This is a genomic window from Neisseria sp. HMSC065D04 (genome assembly GCF_001815675.1).
Lineage (GTDB): Bacteria > Pseudomonadota > Gammaproteobacteria > Burkholderiales > Neisseriaceae > Neisseria.
Genome location: NZ_KV821487.1, coordinates 403 through 17628, shown reverse-complemented (window position 1 = coordinate 17628; position 17226 = coordinate 403). Strand labels below are relative to the sequence as shown.

13 protein-coding genes and 4 tRNA genes are annotated in these 17226 nt (G+C 51.3%); 13 read left to right on the top strand and 4 right to left on the bottom strand.

Going from position 1 to position 17226, the window contains the following annotated elements:
* Window positions 1-750: 750 nt before the first annotated feature.
* Window positions 751-2589: a glutamine--fructose-6-phosphate transaminase (isomerizing) gene (gene glmS / locus HMPREF3050_RS02280; protein ID WP_070773298.1), complete on the bottom strand. Its 1839-nt coding sequence runs from the start codon at window positions 2587-2589 to the stop codon at window positions 751-753.
* 368 nt (window positions 2590-2957) lie between these two features.
* Here glmS and HMPREF3050_RS02270 point away from each other — a divergent pair, with 368 nt between their 5' ends.
* The 5 genes from HMPREF3050_RS02270 to prmC all read left to right on the top strand — a co-directional run bounded on the left by HMPREF3050_RS02270 (window position 2958) and on the right by prmC (window position 9224).
* A complete protein-coding gene (locus HMPREF3050_RS02270) occupies window positions 2958-3224 on the top strand; it encodes a DUF3079 domain-containing protein (RefSeq protein ID WP_003766405.1) in 267 nt (88 codons plus the stop codon).
* A gap of 608 nt (window positions 3225-3832) precedes the next feature.
* On the top strand, window positions 3833-5983 hold the full coding sequence (gene dinG, locus HMPREF3050_RS02265) for an ATP-dependent DNA helicase DinG (RefSeq protein ID WP_070773296.1): 2151 nt from the start codon (window positions 3833-3835) through the stop codon (window positions 5981-5983).
* A 75-nt stretch (window positions 5984-6058) separates the two neighbouring features.
* Window positions 6059-7165, top strand: a complete 1107-nt coding sequence (locus tag HMPREF3050_RS02260; RefSeq protein ID WP_070773295.1) for a tetratricopeptide repeat protein — start codon at window positions 6059-6061, stop codon at window positions 7163-7165.
* Between the two features lie 91 nt (window positions 7166-7256).
* Window positions 7257-8345, top strand: coding sequence for an SEL1-like repeat protein (locus tag HMPREF3050_RS02255; protein ID WP_070773294.1), 1089 nt, complete (start codon window positions 7257-7259; stop codon window positions 8343-8345).
* Between the two features lie 51 nt (window positions 8346-8396).
* Window positions 8397-9224, top strand: coding sequence for a peptide chain release factor N(5)-glutamine methyltransferase (gene prmC, locus HMPREF3050_RS02250; protein ID WP_070773293.1), 828 nt, complete (start codon window positions 8397-8399; stop codon window positions 9222-9224).
* 68 nt (window positions 9225-9292) lie between these two features.
* On the opposite strand, the gene folD is transcribed toward prmC, so the two are convergent.
* Entirely contained in the window at window positions 9293-10144 is an 852-nt protein-coding gene (gene folD, locus HMPREF3050_RS02245) for a bifunctional methylenetetrahydrofolate dehydrogenase/methenyltetrahydrofolate cyclohydrolase FolD (protein WP_003755680.1), read from the bottom strand.
* Window positions 10145-10382: 238 nt separating this feature from the next.
* On the opposite strand from folD, the gene HMPREF3050_RS02240 reads away from it, so the two are divergent.
* From HMPREF3050_RS02240 to HMPREF3050_RS02220, 5 genes are all read left to right on the top strand, one after another.
* A tRNA-Pro gene (locus HMPREF3050_RS02240) sits at window positions 10383-10460 on the top strand.
* A 29-nt stretch (window positions 10461-10489) separates the two neighbouring features.
* Window positions 10490-10566 (top strand) — tRNA-Arg (locus HMPREF3050_RS02235).
* Between the two features lie 10 nt (window positions 10567-10576).
* Window positions 10577-10652: transfer RNA gene (locus HMPREF3050_RS02230), tRNA-His, on the top strand.
* A 192-nt stretch (window positions 10653-10844) separates the two neighbouring features.
* Complete coding sequence (locus HMPREF3050_RS02225) at window positions 10845-11105, top strand: hypothetical protein (protein WP_070773292.1); 261 nt, start codon at window positions 10845-10847, stop codon at window positions 11103-11105.
* Window positions 11106-11116: 11 nt separating this feature from the next.
* Window positions 11117-11461 (top strand): hypothetical protein, encoded by a 345-nt coding sequence (locus HMPREF3050_RS02220; RefSeq protein WP_246830206.1) that lies wholly within the window; start codon window positions 11117-11119, stop codon window positions 11459-11461.
* A 98-nt stretch (window positions 11462-11559) separates the two neighbouring features.
* Here the strand turns inward: HMPREF3050_RS02220 and HMPREF3050_RS02215 are convergent, their stop codons facing one another.
* Entirely contained in the window at window positions 11560-13575 is a 2016-nt protein-coding gene (locus HMPREF3050_RS02215; protein ID WP_070773290.1) for a TonB-dependent receptor domain-containing protein, read from the bottom strand.
* Between the two features lie 414 nt (window positions 13576-13989).
* Between HMPREF3050_RS02215 and groES the strand changes: the two genes are divergently transcribed.
* Together groES and groL are read left to right on the top strand one after the other, a co-directional pair.
* Complete coding sequence (gene groES / locus HMPREF3050_RS02210) at window positions 13990-14277, top strand: co-chaperone GroES (RefSeq protein ID WP_003755668.1); 288 nt, start codon at window positions 13990-13992, stop codon at window positions 14275-14277.
* A 105-nt stretch (window positions 14278-14382) separates the two neighbouring features.
* Window positions 14383-16017, top strand: coding sequence for a chaperonin GroEL (gene groL / locus HMPREF3050_RS02205; RefSeq protein WP_003744506.1), 1635 nt, complete (start codon window positions 14383-14385; stop codon window positions 16015-16017).
* Between the two features lie 113 nt (window positions 16018-16130).
* Here groL and HMPREF3050_RS02200 read toward each other — a convergent pair whose 3' ends face one another.
* Window positions 16131-16700, bottom strand: a complete 570-nt coding sequence (locus tag HMPREF3050_RS02200) for a hypothetical protein (RefSeq protein WP_070773289.1) — start codon at window positions 16698-16700, stop codon at window positions 16131-16133.
* Window positions 16701-16956: 256 nt separating this feature from the next.
* Between HMPREF3050_RS02200 and HMPREF3050_RS02195 the strand changes: the two genes are divergently transcribed.
* Window positions 16957-17032, top strand: a tRNA-Phe gene (locus HMPREF3050_RS02195).
* Window positions 17033-17226 lie beyond the last annotated feature (194 nt).

The window sequence follows — 17226 nt, the reverse complement described above, 5'->3', positions numbered from 1 at the left end:
CCGCCCCCGCCTACGCGAGGACAGGCTACGGCGGAATCCATCGGAAATTTGAAGAAACAGGTGCTTGAAAAACATTTGCCGAAATTCAAAAATGGATTCCCGCCTGCGCGGGAATGACGGCTTGGACATTGCTGATTTGAATTGACTATATTCAGCGGGCAAAGCCCACGTTACGAGGTTCGGCTTATCCACAGCGTGTTTTGATTAATCAAGGTCGTCTGAAAACTGGGAAACCTAAGTTTTCAGACGACCTCTTTCAATCTCAAACCTGCCTTCTTAATCGGATCAGGAAATGAATAAAACACCGTCAAAACAAACCGTAGCGCGGGTTCTACCCGCGAAACAGATGCAAGGTTAACTGCACGATTCAGACTGACGGATAACAGACTTCGCGGGCAAAGCCCACGCTACGGGGTTTGGTTTATCTAAAGCGTATTTAGATTAATAAAAAGGTCGTCTGAAAACTGGGAAACCAAAGTTTTCAGACGACCTCTTTTCAATCTCAAACCTGCCTTCTTAATCGGATCAGGAAATGAATAAAACACCGTCAAAACAAACCGTAGCGCGGGTTCTACCCGCGAAACAGATGTGAGGACAACTGTCCGATTCAGACTGACGGATAACAAACTTCGTGGGCAAAGCCCACGCTACGGGTTCGGTTTATCCAAAGCGCGCGTCGATTTAAAAAAGGTCGTCTGAAAACTTTGGTTTCCCAGTTTTCAGACGACCTTTTACCGTTCAAATCGGGCTTTATTCAACCGTAACCGATTTCGCCAGGTTGCGCGGTTTGTCTACGTCCGTGCCGCGTGCGAGGGCGGCGTGGTAGGACAAGAGCTGCACGGGGATGGTATGCACGATCGGTGAGAGTACGCCGACGTGGCGCGGGGCGCGGATGACGTGCACGCCGTCGGTGGCGTTGAAATTGCTGTCCAAATCGGCGAAGACGAAGAGTTCGCCGCCGCGTGCGCCGACTTCCTGCATATTGGCTTTGACTTTGTCCAACAAGCCGTCGTTCGGCGCGATGACGACGACGGGCATGTTTTCGTCCACCAATGCCAGCGGACCGTGTTTCAATTCGCCTGCGGGATAGGCTTCGGCGTGGATGTAGGTGATTTCTTTCAGCTTCAACGCGCCTTCGAGGGCAATCGGGAAGTGGATGCCGCGGCCTAAAAACAGTGCGCTGTTTTTCTTGGCGAATTTTTGCGCCCATGCGGCGATTTGCGGCTCAAGGTTGAGAACGTGTTGGATGCTGCCGGGCAGTTGGCGCAGTTCTTCGACGTATTCGCGCGCTTTTTCGGCGGAAACCAAACCGCGCTGTTTGCCCAGCGTTACCGCCAAGCCGAACAATACAACCAGTTGCGTGGTGAACGCTTTGGTGGAAGCGACGCCGATTTCTGCGCCGGCGCGGGTGTACAGCACCAATTCGCTTTCGCGCGGCAGGGCGGATTCCATGACGTTGCAGATGGACAGGCTGTGTTTGTGCCCTAAGGATTTCGCGTATTTCAGGGCTTCCATCGTGTCCAAGGTTTCGCCGGATTGGGAGATGGTGATGATCAGTTGTTTCGGATCGGCAATCACGTCGCGGTAGCGGTATTCGCTGGCGATTTCGACGTCGGTCGGGATTTTGGCGATGGATTCGAGCCAGTATTTGGCGGTCAGCGCGGCGTAGTAGGACGTGCCGCAGGCGAGGATTTTGATGCTGTGGATGTCGTCGAACACTTCGCGTGCGTTCGCGCCGAAGTTTTCGGGTTCGAAGCCGCCATCAAGGAAGACTTCGGCGGTATCAGCGATGGCGCGCGGCTGCTCGTGGATTTCTTTTTGCATGAAGTGGCTGTATGGGCCCAACTCCAGCGAAGCGAGCGACAACTCGGATACTTTGACTTTGCGTTGGGTTTCAGCACCGGTTTTGTCGATCAGTTTTTCAATACCGTTCGCGCTCAATACGGCGATGTCGCCGTCTTCCAAATAGGCGATGCGGCGGGTAAAGGCGATGACGGCGGACACGTCGGAGGCGATGAAGGTTTCTTGGTCGCCCAATGCCACCAAGAGTGGGCAGCCCATGCGTGCGACCACCATTTCTTCGGGTTTATCCTGCGCCATCACGGCGATGGCGTATGCGCCGTGGAAACGGGCGGTGGCTGCGCGGACGGCTTCAAACAGTTTGCCGCCGTTTTGGGTGTATTCGTGATTGACGCTGTGGGCGATGACTTCGGTGTCGGTTTGCGATTCGAAGGCGTAGCCTAAGGCTTTGAGGCGTTCGCGTTCGGCTTCGAAGTTTTCGATAATGCCGTTGTGGACGACGGCAATCATGCCGCCGGAGATGTGGGGGTGGGCGTTGGGTTCGGTGACGCCGCCGTGGGTTGCCCAGCGGGTATGGCCGATGCCGATGTGTCCGAACACACCTTTTTCGCGCGCCGCATCTTCCATCAGCTGCACGCGGCCGACACGGCGAACGCGCTTGATTTTGCCGTCCATGTTCACGGCGATACCCGACGAATCGTAGCCCCGATATTCAAGGCGTTTGAGACCGTCGGTCAGAAAATCGACTACATTGTGATTGGCGCGGATAGCGCCGACGATACCGCACATATAAGTTCCTTAGTATCTAAAGTTGAAAAAAGACAAGACGCCGGCTTCCGTACGCCTTGCCCGCACATTATATCAGAGCGAAATATATCATACTGAATTTTAAAGAAATTAACAGTAAATCCAACTGATTGATTGCTTTAAAAATAGTTTCAAATATCAGGCTTCCCGCCGTTTGAGTACCATATGTCGGATTAGTTTTATCGAATAGGTTGATATGCTGTCTGTATAAATATAACATGAATCGGCTGGCTATTTCAGACGACCTTATACATTTCTTAACTGTTCAGCGTAAAAAGACGTACAAAAACCAAGCTGCCGCAATCGAATCATTTATAATTTCATGAAAATAAAAACAAGGATTTCACACCATGGCAAAAAAATTCCCCATCTTCCCCAAAGCGCCGGAGCGCATCTGCTGGGGTTGCGACAAATATTGTAAAGAAGATGATTTGCAGTGCGGCAACGGCTGCGAGCGCATCCAACACCCCATCGAATTGGACGGGCGCGAGTGGTATAAAAAAGGCGACTGGAGCAATTTGTTGAGCGAAGAGCAGCAAATCGAACTGGGCTTGAAAGAAGCGCCCAAACCCGCCAAGCCGCATATCAAACTGCCGTTGCGGAACAAGACGGCTTAATCCCGCCAAGTTTAAGGGGTCGTCTGAAAACCGAAGGGGCGCAATCATGCGCCCTTATCTTTATTTCAAAGATACACCAAGAAATTGACCCCACCCGCCCCAAACCGCCGCTGCCCATCTCTCTAGCAAACATACTTAACTTTAAATACGGTATATAGTGGATTAACTCTAAATCAGGACAAGGCGACGAAGCCGCAGACAGTACAGATAGTACGTTCAGCACCTTAGAGAATCGTTCTCTTTGAGCTAAGGCGAGGCAACGCCGTACTGGTTTAAAGTTAATCCACTATATCATCAAATTCCGTCATTCCCGCCCCCGCCTACGCGAGGACAGGCTACGGCGGGAATCCATCGTAAAACTTGAGAAACCTTGATTTGGAAAACAGTTTCTGAATTTCAAAAATGGATTCCCGCCTACGCGGGAATGACGGCAACAGAAACGGCAATGGTTCAAATCCCCTGTCCCAATGTGGCTTCTCTTACCAAAGGTCGTCTGAAAACGCCAAAATATGCTTTTCAGACGACCTTTCCCATCTCTCCCGAACCCGTCCGCGAAAAATGCTAAAATAACAAATTCATAAGCAAATCCACCTTTTCAGACGACCTCGATGCTCACCGATTTAGAAAAAAACGCCATCCGCGACCATTACCAAAATATCGGCAAAAACCTGCCCGGTTTCCGTCCGCGCGCTTCGCAGCGGGAAATGATTGCGGCGGTTGCCAACGCTTTTTCGCGGACGTTGACGCGCGAAGAAGGCGGCGAGCCGCCCAAGCGCGAGGGCGAGAGCATTGCCGTTATCGAAGGGCCGACCGGCGTGGGCAAATCGCTTGCCTACCTGCTGGCGGGCGGCATTATGGCGCAGACGCGCGGCAAGCGGCTGATTGTGAGCAGCGCGACGGTTGCTTTGCAGGAGCAGTTGGTGGACCGCGATCTGCCGTTTCTGGTTGAAAAAAGCGGTTTGGAACTGACCTTCGCGTTTGCCAAAGGGCGCGGCCGCTATCTCTGCCCCTACAAACTCTACCAACTCACGCAAAGCAACGCCCAACAAAACCTGCTCGGCTTTGAAGCCCCCGCCGTGTTGTGGGACAGCAAACCCAAGCCCGAAGAATTGAAGCTACTGCGCGACATCGCCGACGAATTTTCCGCCCGTCGGTTCAACGGCGACCGCGACACTTGGCCGGAAAAAATCGACGACACCATCTGGATGAAGGTGAACAACGACAACTACGGCTGCCTCAAAACCGCCTGTCCCAACCGCCCGGAATGCCCGTTTTACCTTGCCCGCGACACGCTGGAAACCGTCGATGTCGTCGTAACCAACCATGATTTGCTGATGGTCGACATCAGCATGGGCGGCGGCGTGATTTTGCCCGACCCTGAAAACAGCTTCTACTGCATCGACGAAGCGCACCACCTGCCCAAGAAAGCACTCAGCCAGTTTGCCGCCGAGCATTCGTGGAACCAAGCGGTGTGGGCGTTGGAAAAACTGCCGCAGGTTACCGGCAAAATTGCCGCACTCACCGACAAAGGCGAGTTGGCGAACCTTGCCGACGAAGCCGCCGCCGCGCTGCTCGAAAGCCTGCACGAATGGCAGTTCCACCTCGCCGAAGAGCCGTCTTTGAGCTTGGGGTCGTCTGAAAACGACAGACGGACAAACAGCGAACCGACCTGGCTGTGGGAAGACGGCAAAATCCCCGAAGGCCTCGAAACCACCGTTTCCAACACCGCCATCGCCGCCCGCAGCCTCTACAAACACATCAACAGCCTCAACGACGCATTGTCCGCCGCCCGCCGCGACAAAGACCAAAACAGCGCGCAAATCGACCGCCTGAGTACCGAATTCGGCGTATTCCGCGCCCGCATCGAACAAATCACCGCCACATGGGATTTGCTCTCCACCGTCCCCCTCGAGGGCGAAGAACCGCTGGCAAAATGGATAACCCGCCGCGCCGACGACAAAAACGACTACATTTTCAACGCCAGCCCCATCAGCAGCGCGTCCCACCTCGCCAACAGCCTGTGGCGGCGCGCGGCAGGCGCAGTGTTGACCTCCGCCACCCTGCAATCCTTGGGCAGCTTCAACCTGATCCTGCGCCAAACCGGACTGCAATGGCTGCCCGAAACCACCACCCTCGCCCTAGAAAGCCCGTTTGATTTCGACGCGCAAGGCGAACTCTACATCCCGCCCGTGCACGCCAGTCCCAAAGACCCCGCCGCGCATACCGCCGCCATCGTCGAATGGCTGCCCAAGCTCATTTCGCCCACCGAAGCCATCGGCACGCTCGTCCTGTTTTCCTCGCGCAAACAAATGCAGGATGTCGCCCTGCGCCTGCCCGACGACTACCTGCCGCTCTTGCTCGTACAAGGCGAATTGCCCAAAGCCGTCCTCCTGCAAAAACACCACCAAGCCATAGAAGAAGGCAAAGCCAGTATCATCTTCGGACTCGACAGCTTCGCCGAAGGACTCGACCTGCCCGGCACCGCCTGCGTGCAAGTCATCATCGCCAAACTCCCCTTCGCCATGCCCGACAACCCCATCGAAAAAACCCAAAACCGCTGGATAGAACAGCGCGGCGGCAACCCCTTCATCGAAATCACCGTCCCCGAAGCCGGCATCAAACTCATCCAAGCCGTCGGCCGCCTCATCCGCACCGAACAAGACTACGGCCGCGTGACCATCCTCGACAACCGCGTCAAAACGCAGCGGTACGGCCAGCAATTACTAGCCAGCCTACCGCCGTTTAAAAGGATAGGTTGAAACCCATAAAAAGGTCGTCTGAAACCTGATTTTCAGTTTCAGACGACCTCAACACAAACACAATCAACACATACCATGAACAAACTCACTTTCATCACCCTGCTTATCCCCCTGCTGGCTTCCTGCGGTTCGGCGTCTCCTAACATGCCCGACCGCGATTACGTCCAAACCCATCCCGCTCCCAAAGCATTCGACCCCAACCGCACCCAATACACCTGCGCCACTTGGACACCGCCGTCCGACACTGATGCCGAAGCCGAGCAATGGTATCGGGCGGCAACCTTACTCCATGCCCAAAGTTGGCGCAGAACCGCGCAAGAGTTGCAGGATATGGTGATTCTGTACGAAGCGGCGGCAAGTCGCGGACATTACCGTGCCATCAACAATCTCTACCTGCTCTACACCGGCACCCAAGGTGCGATGGGGGATTTGTTTGACCAACGTCCTGACCGCGCCCGCAAATGGTTGCATTATGGCTTGGAGAAGGATTGGGCAATAGCATACTACTGGCTGTTTGACTCCTTGTATGACGGTCATGCAGGTTATTACGACCCGAAACTCGGTCTTGCCTACCTGCAAAAGGCAGTAGAATTAGGTGTCCCGTTGGCGCAGTATGAATTGGCACGGATTTACGATATAAAGCTCAAAGATTTAAAAACCGCTCAAGTATTGCTTGATTGTGCCGCCAAGCAGAAATTTTCAGCGGCAATGTATGAATTGGGAATGTTGAAGGCAATGAACGGCAAATTAGATGAGGCACTGTCACTGATGCACAATGCCGTACGGTATGGAGGCGAAAAAGGGGGAATATCAGCCTTAATATTGACAGACATTTTTGGGGAGTCAAAAGGTTTTATGCAGGAATTTTCCGCTATCCCTGCCGACCCCGTTCGAATATCAGCCTATCATGAACTATATGTAGCACTTCAAGGCACGGACACTACCAGCGGCAATATTTTTTATACTTTCCCGCGTCTGGACGAGGTTCTGCCACTGCCTCCCGCCAAAACCCATTGGAAAGGCATCTACTCGGCGATGAGCAAGGAAGACGCGGCGTTCTACCAAAATCCGCCCGATACCGCAGCCCTAGCCGCCGATATCCTCAAACGCGGTATCGTCAAAAAAGAAGAAGTTTACTGGTCGCCGCGCCCTCCCGAGCCTCCCGAAGATCACGGGCTGTAATTGGAATCAAGACACAACATTTAAAAAAGGTCGTCTGAAACCTGATTGCCAGTTTCAGACGACCTCAACACAAACATCATCAACACATACCATGAACAAACTCACTTTCATCGCCCTGCTTGTCCCCCTGCTGGCTTCCTGCGGTTCGGTTTCACTTTCCCAATCCGACCGCGATTACACCCAGACCCATCCCGCACCCAAAGCCTTTGACTCGAAGCGTACCGAATACACTTGCACCACTTGGACGCCACCATCCCCACCCGATGCCGAATCCCATCTTTGGTATCGTGCAGCCACCCTGTTGGATGCCAAAGATTGGCGTATGAACAAACAGGAATTTCAGGACATGATTGTCTTGTACGAAGCCGCGGCGTCGAGGGGGCATTATCAGGCAATCAACAACCTTTACCTGCTCTACACCCATGTGCAAGGTTCGACCGGCATCATGTACAACCCCTTGCACAACCGCGCCCGCAAATGGCTGCACTACGGTCTGGACAAAAACTGGGCGATGGCAAACTATTGGCTGTTTGACGCGCTGTACGAAGGCAATGCAGGTTATCGCCGTAATCCGCAACTTGGTCTTGCCTATCTGCAAAAGGCGGTGGATTTGGGCGTGCCGTTGGCTCAGTATGAGTTGTCTTTAATTTATGATAAACAGTTTAAAGATATGAATACTCGTGAGTTACTCCTTGGTTGTGCTGCCAAGCAGGGTTTTTCTGCTGCCATGGAAGAATTATCTAGGATCAAACGAATCCGTTATGAAAACCTACAAGAATCTTTGCTGCTGATGCACAACGCAGTGCGCCAAGGAGGAGAAGGAGGTGGAGGAGCTGCTTTAAAGCTAAAAATGGTCTTTGCTAAGAATAAAGAACTTATGGATCAATTCTCTGACATCCATGCAGACCCTATCCGAGAAGCAGCTTATAAAGAATTGAAAGTTGCTTTGAAAGGCACAGGCACCCAAAGCGGCAACCCCTTCTACACCTTCCCGCGCCTGGACGAAGTCCTGCCCCTGCCACCTGCCAAAACCCACTGGAAAGGCATCTACTCCGCAATGAGCAAGCAAGATGCAGCGTTCTACCAAAATCCGCCTGACACCGCTGCTCTTGCTGCCGATATCCTCAAATGCGGTATCGTCAAAAAAGAAGAAGTTTACTGGCCGCCGCGCAAAGATTAAGATAAACAGGACTCCTCACCGTTACCCGTACAAACTCAGGACAAACACGACATGACCTTAGACCAATGGCTGCGCCATTCGCAGTTGCCGAGACTCGAAGCCCGTATGTTGCTACAACATGCAGGCGGTTATAGCCGTGTGCAGTTGGTCACGCAAGGTGCCGATCCGCTGCCGGAAGCAGTAGCCGCGCAACTGGATATCCTGCAGGCACGTCGTCTGAAAGGCGAGCCGATGGCGTATATTTTGGGCGGACGGGAGTTTTATGGACGATGGTTTGAAGTCGGTCCCGACGTGTTGATTCCCCGTCCCGAAACCGAGCATTTGGTGGAGGCGGTTATCGGGCATCTTCCTGAAAACGGACAGGTTTGGGATTTGGGAACGGGCAGCGGGGCGGTTGCCGTGACGGTGGCGTTGGAAAGAACGGATGCGACAGTACGCGCTTCCGATATCAGCGGCGGAGCGTTGGCGATTGCCCGTAAAAACGCGGAAACTCTGGGCGCAAGGGTCGAGTTTGCATTGGGTTCGTGGTTTGAGACGGATAAGACGTCGTCTGAAGACAAACACCGCTTCGATGTCATTGTTTCCAATCCGCCTTATATCGAAGCCGGCGACGAGCATTTGAGCCAAGGGGATTTGAGATTCGAGCCGCAAACGGCATTGACAGATTTTGCCGACGGTTTGAGCTGTATTCGAGAGCTGGCGCAGCGCGCGCCGGAATTTTTAAAAGAGGGCGGATGGCTGCTGCTGGAACATGGTTACAACCAAGGCGCAGCGGTGCGGCAGATTTTGACGGCAAACGGCTTTGCCGAAGTCAGTACGCAACAAGATTTGGCAGGGCTGGACAGATTGACTTTAGGCATGTTCCGCCACATCGAATAATGTTTTCCAGTGGTTGAAAGTGAAGCCGCCAATCTGCCGCCTGCCGTATCGTGTCCGTTTACAGTGGTTTAGTCATGCAGTGTCGCAGCATGTAAAGTATTTTCCAATAAAGTAGCAATCGTCATCGGACCGACCCCGCCGGGTACTGGGGTAATCATGCCCGCCCGTTCTTTTGCCACATCAAATTCCACATCGCCGCACAGGCTGCCATCTTCCAAACGGTTAATCCCGACATCAATCACCACTGCGCCGGGTTTAATCCATTCCCCTTTGACAAAATTGGGAATCCCGACGCCTACTACCACAATATCGGCAGCCCCGACTTCCTTGTCCAAGTTTTCCGTCGCACTGTGGCAAATCGTTACCGTGGCGCGGGCAAGCAGCAGCTCCAATGCCTGCGGGCGTCCGACAATATTCGATGCCCCGACGACTACCGCCTTCTTGCCTTTCGGATCGATGCCGTAAGCCTCCAGCAGCGTCATCACACCCTTGGGCGTACAAGGGCGCATCAGCGGCATTTTTACCACCAAACGACCCACGTTATAAGGATGGAAACCGTCCACATCTTTGTCCGGATGGATACGCTCCAAAACAGCCTGACTGTCTAAGCCCTCAGGAAGCGGAAGCTGCACCAAAATACCGTCTACTTCCGCGTTCCCGTTCAATTCATCAATCAGCTTGAGCAAATCTTCCTGAGAAGTCGACGCTGGCAGCTCATAAGACAAAGACCGGATGCCGCATTTTTGGCATGCCGATTTTTTGTTGCGGACATATACGGCACTGGCAGGGTTGTCACCGACCAACACCACGGCCAAACAAGGCGCACGCAATCCGGATTCAAGCCGCTTGGCTACCGCAGCGGATACCAGCTGCAAACGCTCCTGCGATATTTTTTTACCGTCAATCAATTGGGCTGTCATGAAATTTCCATTTGGTTATCAATAAATAGCAAACGCAATTATCGCATTTTTAAACCGATTTGGCAGTCGGATAACAGCAAAAACCAAAACTGTATTTTTGAACGGCATTACACCCGATATGAAGTAGGCAAAAAATTAAATTTTAAATAAAAATAAACAGATAATTTAGAAAAAAGAAAAATGATCTCAAATTGGATTGACAGGATTTCAGCGTATCTGTATATTCGAATTCTTCAGTCGGGGCGTAGCGCAGCCCGGTTAGCGCATCTGCTTTGGGAGCAGAGGGTCGTGAGTTCGAATCCCACCGCCCCGACCACACAAAAAATTCAGCACGAATCGGCATGAGCGCCCGTAGCTCAACCGGATAGAGCACCGACCTTCTAAGTCGGGGGTTACAGGTTCGATTCCTGTCGGGCGTGCCAAAAGTTAATGGTGGCTGTAGCTCAGTTGGTAGAGCCCTGGATTGTGATTCCAGTTGTCGTGGGTTCGAGCCCCATCAGCCACCCCAAATAAAAAATCCTGCATAGCAATATGCAGGATTTTTTATTGTCTATTGCATTTCAAATAGAGGTTGGACTTGCGCGTCATCTGTGAGAATTGAAGTATTTGGCTTTTTAGGTAGCTTTGAGGTCGTCTGAAAAGACCTTTTGAAAGTCATTCTAACGAAACGGACTTTTCATACGATTTTAAAAGGAAACTCATGCACATCACATTTCCTGAATGGTTTGATGATCTTGCCGAATTTGAAGCCGAGAACAAAGGCTGTCTATTGGATTTTCCATTATGTATCAATGGGCAAAATTTTGTTTTTACCTTCTACGATTTGTGCCGCCTCAACCAAACCCGTGCCGATGAATCTGACTCAGTCGGTTTTTTGAAAAATGAAGCAGTCGTTGTGCTGCAAGCGGTAAATCGGGCAAACATCACCTGCTTTGTTCAAGCATTTTTCCAAATAGAATGAAAAATAAAAACATGAAAAAGCACATCACAGACCTGCGCAACGCCCTGTATAACCATGATTTAACTGTTGCTTCTGAAGATGACAGCCCCGCCTTCCCTGCCATGTGGACGCTGTCACATCCCTATTTCACGCTGCCGATGACCATTGCTTTTTATAATGTGAACGATATCCGCATCATACCGTTGCACGAGAGCTTCGGCTGCTATCTGATGGAGCAACCCGAAATATCGCTGTATTTCACTAAAAGCAACCGCCATTCGTGGCAGCGTGATTTGACCGTTTTTATTCAAACGCTGATGCAATACATTCACTCAATCGAAGCGAAACGCGACAAGGCTGTCCGAAAGGACATTTGAACAAACGGTCTTCCGGTAAACACGGTTTTCCAAACAAAGAGACGTCGTCTGAAAACAGCAGAAGTTTTTCAGACGACGTCTTTGCTTTTACGCAATGTTTAGAAGCGGTAGTTTACGCTCAGGCGGATATCGCGGCCTGGTTCAGGCAGAGAGCTGGCACCTGCACGCTGGCTGTGCGGCTTGTAGTTTTTATTCAAGACATTGTTGACGGCGAAGTTGACGTTCAAGTCGTCTTTGCCTGTCGGCTTCCAGTTGGCAAATATATCGTTGACGCCGTAGCCTGCACGGACAACATTCAGAGCTACGTCAGAGCCACGCGAGGTCGGAGCATAGCCTGCATTTTGGACATAACGTCCGCGCCAGCCGATTTCCAGGTTCGGATTGTCGAATTGGTACGACAGACCTGTCGTCCATGTACGTCCCATCGGGATAGCGGTTGTCACGATGTCGGCGGTATCTCCGTTCAGCTTCGGTCTGCTGTAAGCTACGCCTGCGCGGGCGGTCAGACCTTTCCAACGGTAGGCGGCGTTCAGTTCGTAACCTCTGTTTTTCAGCTTGCCGCCGTTATACCAGACGTAGTTTCGCCCTTCTTGGCGGATGGCTTGCACATCTTTGATTTGTTGGTGGAAGTAGCTGCCGGACAGTGTTAGGGCAGAATTCCAGTGGTAGTTAAAGCCAATTTCTGCATTTCGCGAGCGTTCTGCTTTCAAGTCAGGCGATGCAACAATCGGCCTGTTGTTTGCTAAAGCTGCTTCGTACAGGCGGGGGCTGCGGGTTGCATAGTTCAGGCTGGTGTTGATAGAGAATTCGGGAGAAATATCATAAACCAACCCGATGCTTGGATTGAAGTTGCCGTCTGAGTTTTCTGTTTTGCTGCTGGTTTTCATTTTCCAACGGTCATAGCGCAGACCTGTGGTCAGCGTAACCGGTGAGAGATCCCAAATACCTTCAACATATGCGCCTGCATCGTTTTTCTTCTCTCCACCTTCTCCATTTGAGCTACTTTTTTGAGTACGCCAGTTTAATCCGTATTTTAAGGTGTGACGGTCAAATATACGGCTGTCAAGATTCAGGTTGGCTCCGTATGTCCGTACTTCGCCGTCCAATTCATAATTGGGATTGGGGGCTTCGTCGCGTTTTGTATTCAAGCGGTAAACATTGGCTTTGATTTTTTCGATAAAGCCCAAGTTTCCGCCTTTGAATTCCAAGTTGGTGGTGTCTTGGGTCAGCGTGCGGTAACGCGGCGAGTTGTTGGCGGTATTCGGAATACGGTTGCCGTTGGCATCCAAAATGTATTGACCCGTGCGGCGGTCGGTTTGGAATACTTGTGAGAAATCAAACTCCTCGCGCAGAGCGCGCTCCCCATATTGTTTCTCTTGGCGGTGGCTTAATTCAATGCGGTTGTCTTCGTTGAAACGATAGCCGATTTTGCCCAACAAACCGCGCGAACCCAATGCGCTGTTCAAAACCTTATCGCCTCCAAGCAGATTACGGTAGCCTTTGCCTGCTGTGTATTCTTTTTCACGCACGAAATTGCCTGAAACCAAAGCATCAAAACCGCCTGCCTGACCGTAAACGCTTGCGCCGCGCGAATAGCCTTTATTGCTGCTGATACCAGCATTTACTTTGAAACCGACGTTTTGACCTTCTCTCAGTAAGTCTTTGGCTTCAACCGTTTCGGCAACAATCGCGCCGCTGGTTGCGCCGATACCTGCGGAGGCTGAACCCGTACCTTTTTGCACGGCAACGACTTTTACCAATGCGGGGTCGAGCATAAAACGACCATTGTGGTGGAAAATCTGGCTGTCGGTGTAAGTATCGTCAACTTTATAGTCTATTTGGTCTTGTCCCATACCTCGGATGGTTACCCATTGCGACTGACCGTTGCCGCCGCCGAAACTGATAGAGGGTTCGTTGAACAATACGTCTTTTAAATCAGTGGAAGTCGTTTCTTCCATACGTTTCGTTGTTACACGGTGTGTGGCGCTTGTAGCCTGACCTTTGACGGTAACAGTATCAAGGGTAACGCTTTCTTTCGCTTCGTTTTCCGCGTGGGCAAAGCCGGCGGCGAGTGCCAGTGAAAGCAGGCTGAATCGGAACAGGGGGGAAGTCATGTAAATTTCCTTTTTGGATAAGTTTCAGTTCTTTAAATAAACTATTTATTAATAATAATTTCTATTTATTTTAAAGATAGGATATTATTTTGTAAAGGCGTACATAGGTTTGCATCCATCGTTTCATGCCTTTTGCTGATAGAACCATTTGAAGCTTGCCGACTGGAAAAGTTCATCTGAAAATGCCTGCCTGTTTGAACCGTATTGAGAGATGGTGCGCAATCTGTCATGCCCGTTTTCAGACGACCCTGCATAGAAAATTTTTACTTCTTCCCTTGAATTTATCGGGCCGAACCCTAATTTGCCGCTGTGTTCAGGTAAGTTTGTTGACAAACTTGCCGCCTTATTTTTCAAACCGCATCTGCCGGATGAAGGCAGATGGTTGTTTTCAAACTATTTATCGGAGCATAAAACATGACCATCCGTCCTTTACACGACCGCGTCGTCGTCAAACGCTTGGAAGCTGAAGAGAAAACCGCATCAGGCATCGTCCTGCCGGGAGCAGCCGCCGAAAAACCCGATATGGGCGAAGTGATCGCCGTGGGCGCAGGCAAAATCGGTAAAGACGGCAACCGCCGTCCGCTGGATGTCAAAGTCGGCGACAAAGTCATTTTCGGCAAATACAGCGGCCAAACCGTAAAAGCCGACGGCGAAGAGCTGTTGGTAATGCGCGAAGAAGACATTTTCGGGATTGTGGAATAAGCATTCCGTGCATTCAAAACGACAGGTCGTCTGAAAAGGCATACAAGGTTTTCAGACGACCTCAGACAGAATCAAATGTATTAAATAAATTAGGAGAATCAAAATATGGCAGCAAAAGACGTACAGTTCGGTAACGAAGTCCGCCAAAAAATGGTCAGCGGCGTGAACACTCTGGCAAACGCCGTCCGCGTAACTTTGGGTCCTAAAGGTCGCAACGTAGTCGTTGACCGCGCATTCGGCGGCCCGCACATCACCAAAGACGGCGTTACCGTCGCTAAAGAAATCGAACTGAAAGACAAATTCGAAAACATGGGCGCGCAAATGGTGAAAGAAGTCGCGTCCAAAACCAATGACGTAGCGGGCGACGGTACCACTACCGCCACCGTACTGGCGCAAGCCATCGTAGCCGAAGGCATGAAATACGTGACCGCCGGTATGAACCCGACCGACCTGAAACGCGGTATCGACAAAGCCGTCGCCGCTTTGGTTGAAGAGCTGAAAAACATCGCCAAACCTTGCGACACTTCCAAAGAAATCGCCCAAGTCGGCTCGATTTCCGCCAACTCCGACGAACAAGTCGGCGCGATTATTGCCGAAGCGATGGAAAAAGTCGGCAAAGAAGGCGTGATTACCGTTGAAGACGGCAAATCTTTGGAAAACGAATTGGATGTCGTCGAAGGTATGCAGTTCGACCGCGGCTACCTGTCCCCTTACTTCATCAATGACGCGGAAAAACAAATCGCCGCGCTGGACAATCCTTTTGTTTTGTTGTTCGACAAAAAAATCAGCAACATCCGCGACCTGCTGCCTGTTTTGGAACAAGTGGCAAAAGCCAGCCGTCCGCTGTTGATTATTGCTGAAGACGTAGAAGGCGAAGCCTTGGCGACTTTGGTCGTGAACAACATCCGCGGCATCCTGAAAACCGTTGCCGTTAAAGCCCCGGGCTTCGGCGACCGCCGCAAAGCCATGTTGCAAGACATCGCCATCCTGACCGGCGGTACCGTAATTGCCGAAGAAGTCGGCCTGTCTTTGGAAAAAGCCACTTTGGAAGACTTGGGTCAAGCCAAACGCATCGAAATCGGTAAAGAAAACACCACCATCATCGACGGCTTCGGCGACGCTGCCCAAATCGAAGCGCGTGTTGCCGAAATCCGCCAACAAATCGAAACCGCAACCAGCGATTACGACAAAGAAAAACTGCAAGAGCGCGTTGCCAAACTGGCAGGCGGCGTGGCAGTGATTAAAGTCGGTGCCGCTACCGAAGTCGAAATGAAAGAGAAAAAAGACCGCGTGGAAGACGCGCTGCACGCTACCCGCGCAGCCGTTGAAGAAGGCGTGGTTGCTGGCGGCGGCGTAGCCCTGTTGCGCGCCCGTGCCGCTCTGGAAAACCTGCACACCGGCAATGCCGACCAAGACGCAGGCGTACAAATCGTCTTGCGTGCCGTTGAGTCTCCGCTGCGCCAAATCGTTGCCAACGCAGGCGGCGAGCCTAGCGTAGTGGTGAACAAAGTGCTGGAAGGCAAAGGCAACTACGGTTACAACGCAGGCTCCGGCGAATACGGCGACATGATCGAAATGGGCGTACTCGACCCTGCCAAAGTAACCCGTTCCGCGCTGCAACACGCCGCGTCTATCGCCGGCCTGATGCTGACGACCGACTGCATGATTGCCGAAATCCCTGAAGAAAAACCAGCTATGCCTGACATGGGCGGCATGGGTGGAATGGGCGGCATGATGTGAGGTTGCCCAAACCTGAGCGCAAACAAAAACCTGCACGGACAACCGTGCAGGTTTTTTCTTTGAAAGAAGGTCGTCTGAAAACGAGAAGGGTGAATTTTCAGACGACCCCTAGCTTATCTCGCCTGCTCCATAGCAGCCGTTAACGCATTAAAGTTTTGCATTAGCGTTGCTTTATCGAACCAGCCAGCCAGTGTAAACAGCTGTATCAAAATCCCTATAATCACAACCATGCAGCAGAAGTACAAAAGATAACCTTTGAATACCGTCCAAACTTTAACCTGCCCCATCTTCATCAAGCTGACAGCCTGCACCCAAAACACCCAAGTCTTCCAAAACATCAGCAGCGGCGTAATCTGCGGGACGTAAAACACAAGCAGCGCCGGAATCATCAAAGCTTCCGATGCCAAGATGAATCCCCATAAAGGCAGGCGCGGTGCGCCGTTTCTGCTCAAAACATGACGCATCACGCGGCTCAAAATCAGCCACTTTATAACGGTAACCAACACGCCAAAGACAACGGCAGCAGTGCTGACGCCGAGCAAGGTCGACATATCTGCCGCATTAATCATGCCCAACAGCAGCAAAATCGCCAAAATGACAGGCAGCGTATAGAAATAATCAGCAGGATTTTTATAGCGCAGACGCAGAATATCCCACATATCTTTTAAAAAATCATACAACATCAAACAGATATCTTCAGAAACAAAAAAGCGATTGTATCTTAAAACGACACATAGGTCGTCTGAAATCGACAATCCTCCCCGATGGAAAAATTATGGGTGCCGACGGTCGATATCCAGTGGATTTTGTTCAAAATCATCGAAATTTAATTTAAGCTAAAACAAAAGTTTATAAAATATCTCCGCACCATTTCAAAATAAACCTTGCATGAACCCGTTGTTTTTGGTTTAATGCCCACTTCCCTGCAATGCAGATGAAGGCCAGATAGCTCAGTTGGTAGAGCAACGGATTGAAAATCCGTGTGTCGGCGGTTCGATTCCGCCTCTGGCCACCACAAAAACCGCCTAAGGCGGTTATTTTTTTATCTCATGCCATCAAGCATCATCAAGCCAATCCCTGTCGATAAGACATCCCACAATTTTCAGTTCATTCTGTCATCTGACCCTGCCCCTTTCCGCTAATCGAAACGTCTTTTGTATTTGAAATACAAAACGAAGGTCGTCTGAAACCTTTCAGACGACCCCATCC

Excerpts from the sequence above, each read along its gene's own strand:
- glmS (WP_070773298.1), bottom strand. The coding sequence starts at position 2,589 with ATGTGCGGTATCGTCGGCGCTATCCGCGCCAATCACAATGTAGTCGAT.
- HMPREF3050_RS02270 (WP_003766405.1), top strand. The coding sequence starts at position 2,958 with ATGGCAAAAAAATTCCCCATCTTCCCCAAAGCGCCGGAGCGCATCTGC.
- dinG (WP_070773296.1), top strand. The coding sequence starts at position 3,833 with ATGCTCACCGATTTAGAAAAAAACGCCATCCGCGACCATTACCAAAAT.
- HMPREF3050_RS02260 (WP_070773295.1), top strand. The coding sequence starts at position 6,059 with ATGAACAAACTCACTTTCATCACCCTGCTTATCCCCCTGCTGGCTTCC.
- HMPREF3050_RS02255 (WP_070773294.1), top strand. The coding sequence starts at position 7,257 with ATGAACAAACTCACTTTCATCGCCCTGCTTGTCCCCCTGCTGGCTTCC.
- prmC (WP_070773293.1), top strand. The coding sequence starts at position 8,397 with ATGACCTTAGACCAATGGCTGCGCCATTCGCAGTTGCCGAGACTCGAA.
- folD (WP_003755680.1), bottom strand. The coding sequence starts at position 10,144 with ATGACAGCCCAATTGATTGACGGTAAAAAAATATCGCAGGAGCGTTTG.
- HMPREF3050_RS02225 (WP_070773292.1), top strand. The coding sequence starts at position 10,845 with ATGCACATCACATTTCCTGAATGGTTTGATGATCTTGCCGAATTTGAA.
- HMPREF3050_RS02220 (WP_246830206.1), top strand. The coding sequence starts at position 11,117 with ATGAAAAAGCACATCACAGACCTGCGCAACGCCCTGTATAACCATGAT.
- HMPREF3050_RS02215 (WP_070773290.1), bottom strand. The coding sequence starts at position 13,575 with ATGACTTCCCCCCTGTTCCGATTCAGCCTGCTTTCACTGGCACTCGCC.
- groES (WP_003755668.1), top strand. The coding sequence starts at position 13,990 with ATGACCATCCGTCCTTTACACGACCGCGTCGTCGTCAAACGCTTGGAA.
- groL (WP_003744506.1), top strand. The coding sequence starts at position 14,383 with ATGGCAGCAAAAGACGTACAGTTCGGTAACGAAGTCCGCCAAAAAATG.
- HMPREF3050_RS02200 (WP_070773289.1), bottom strand. The coding sequence starts at position 16,700 with ATGTTGTATGATTTTTTAAAAGATATGTGGGATATTCTGCGTCTGCGC.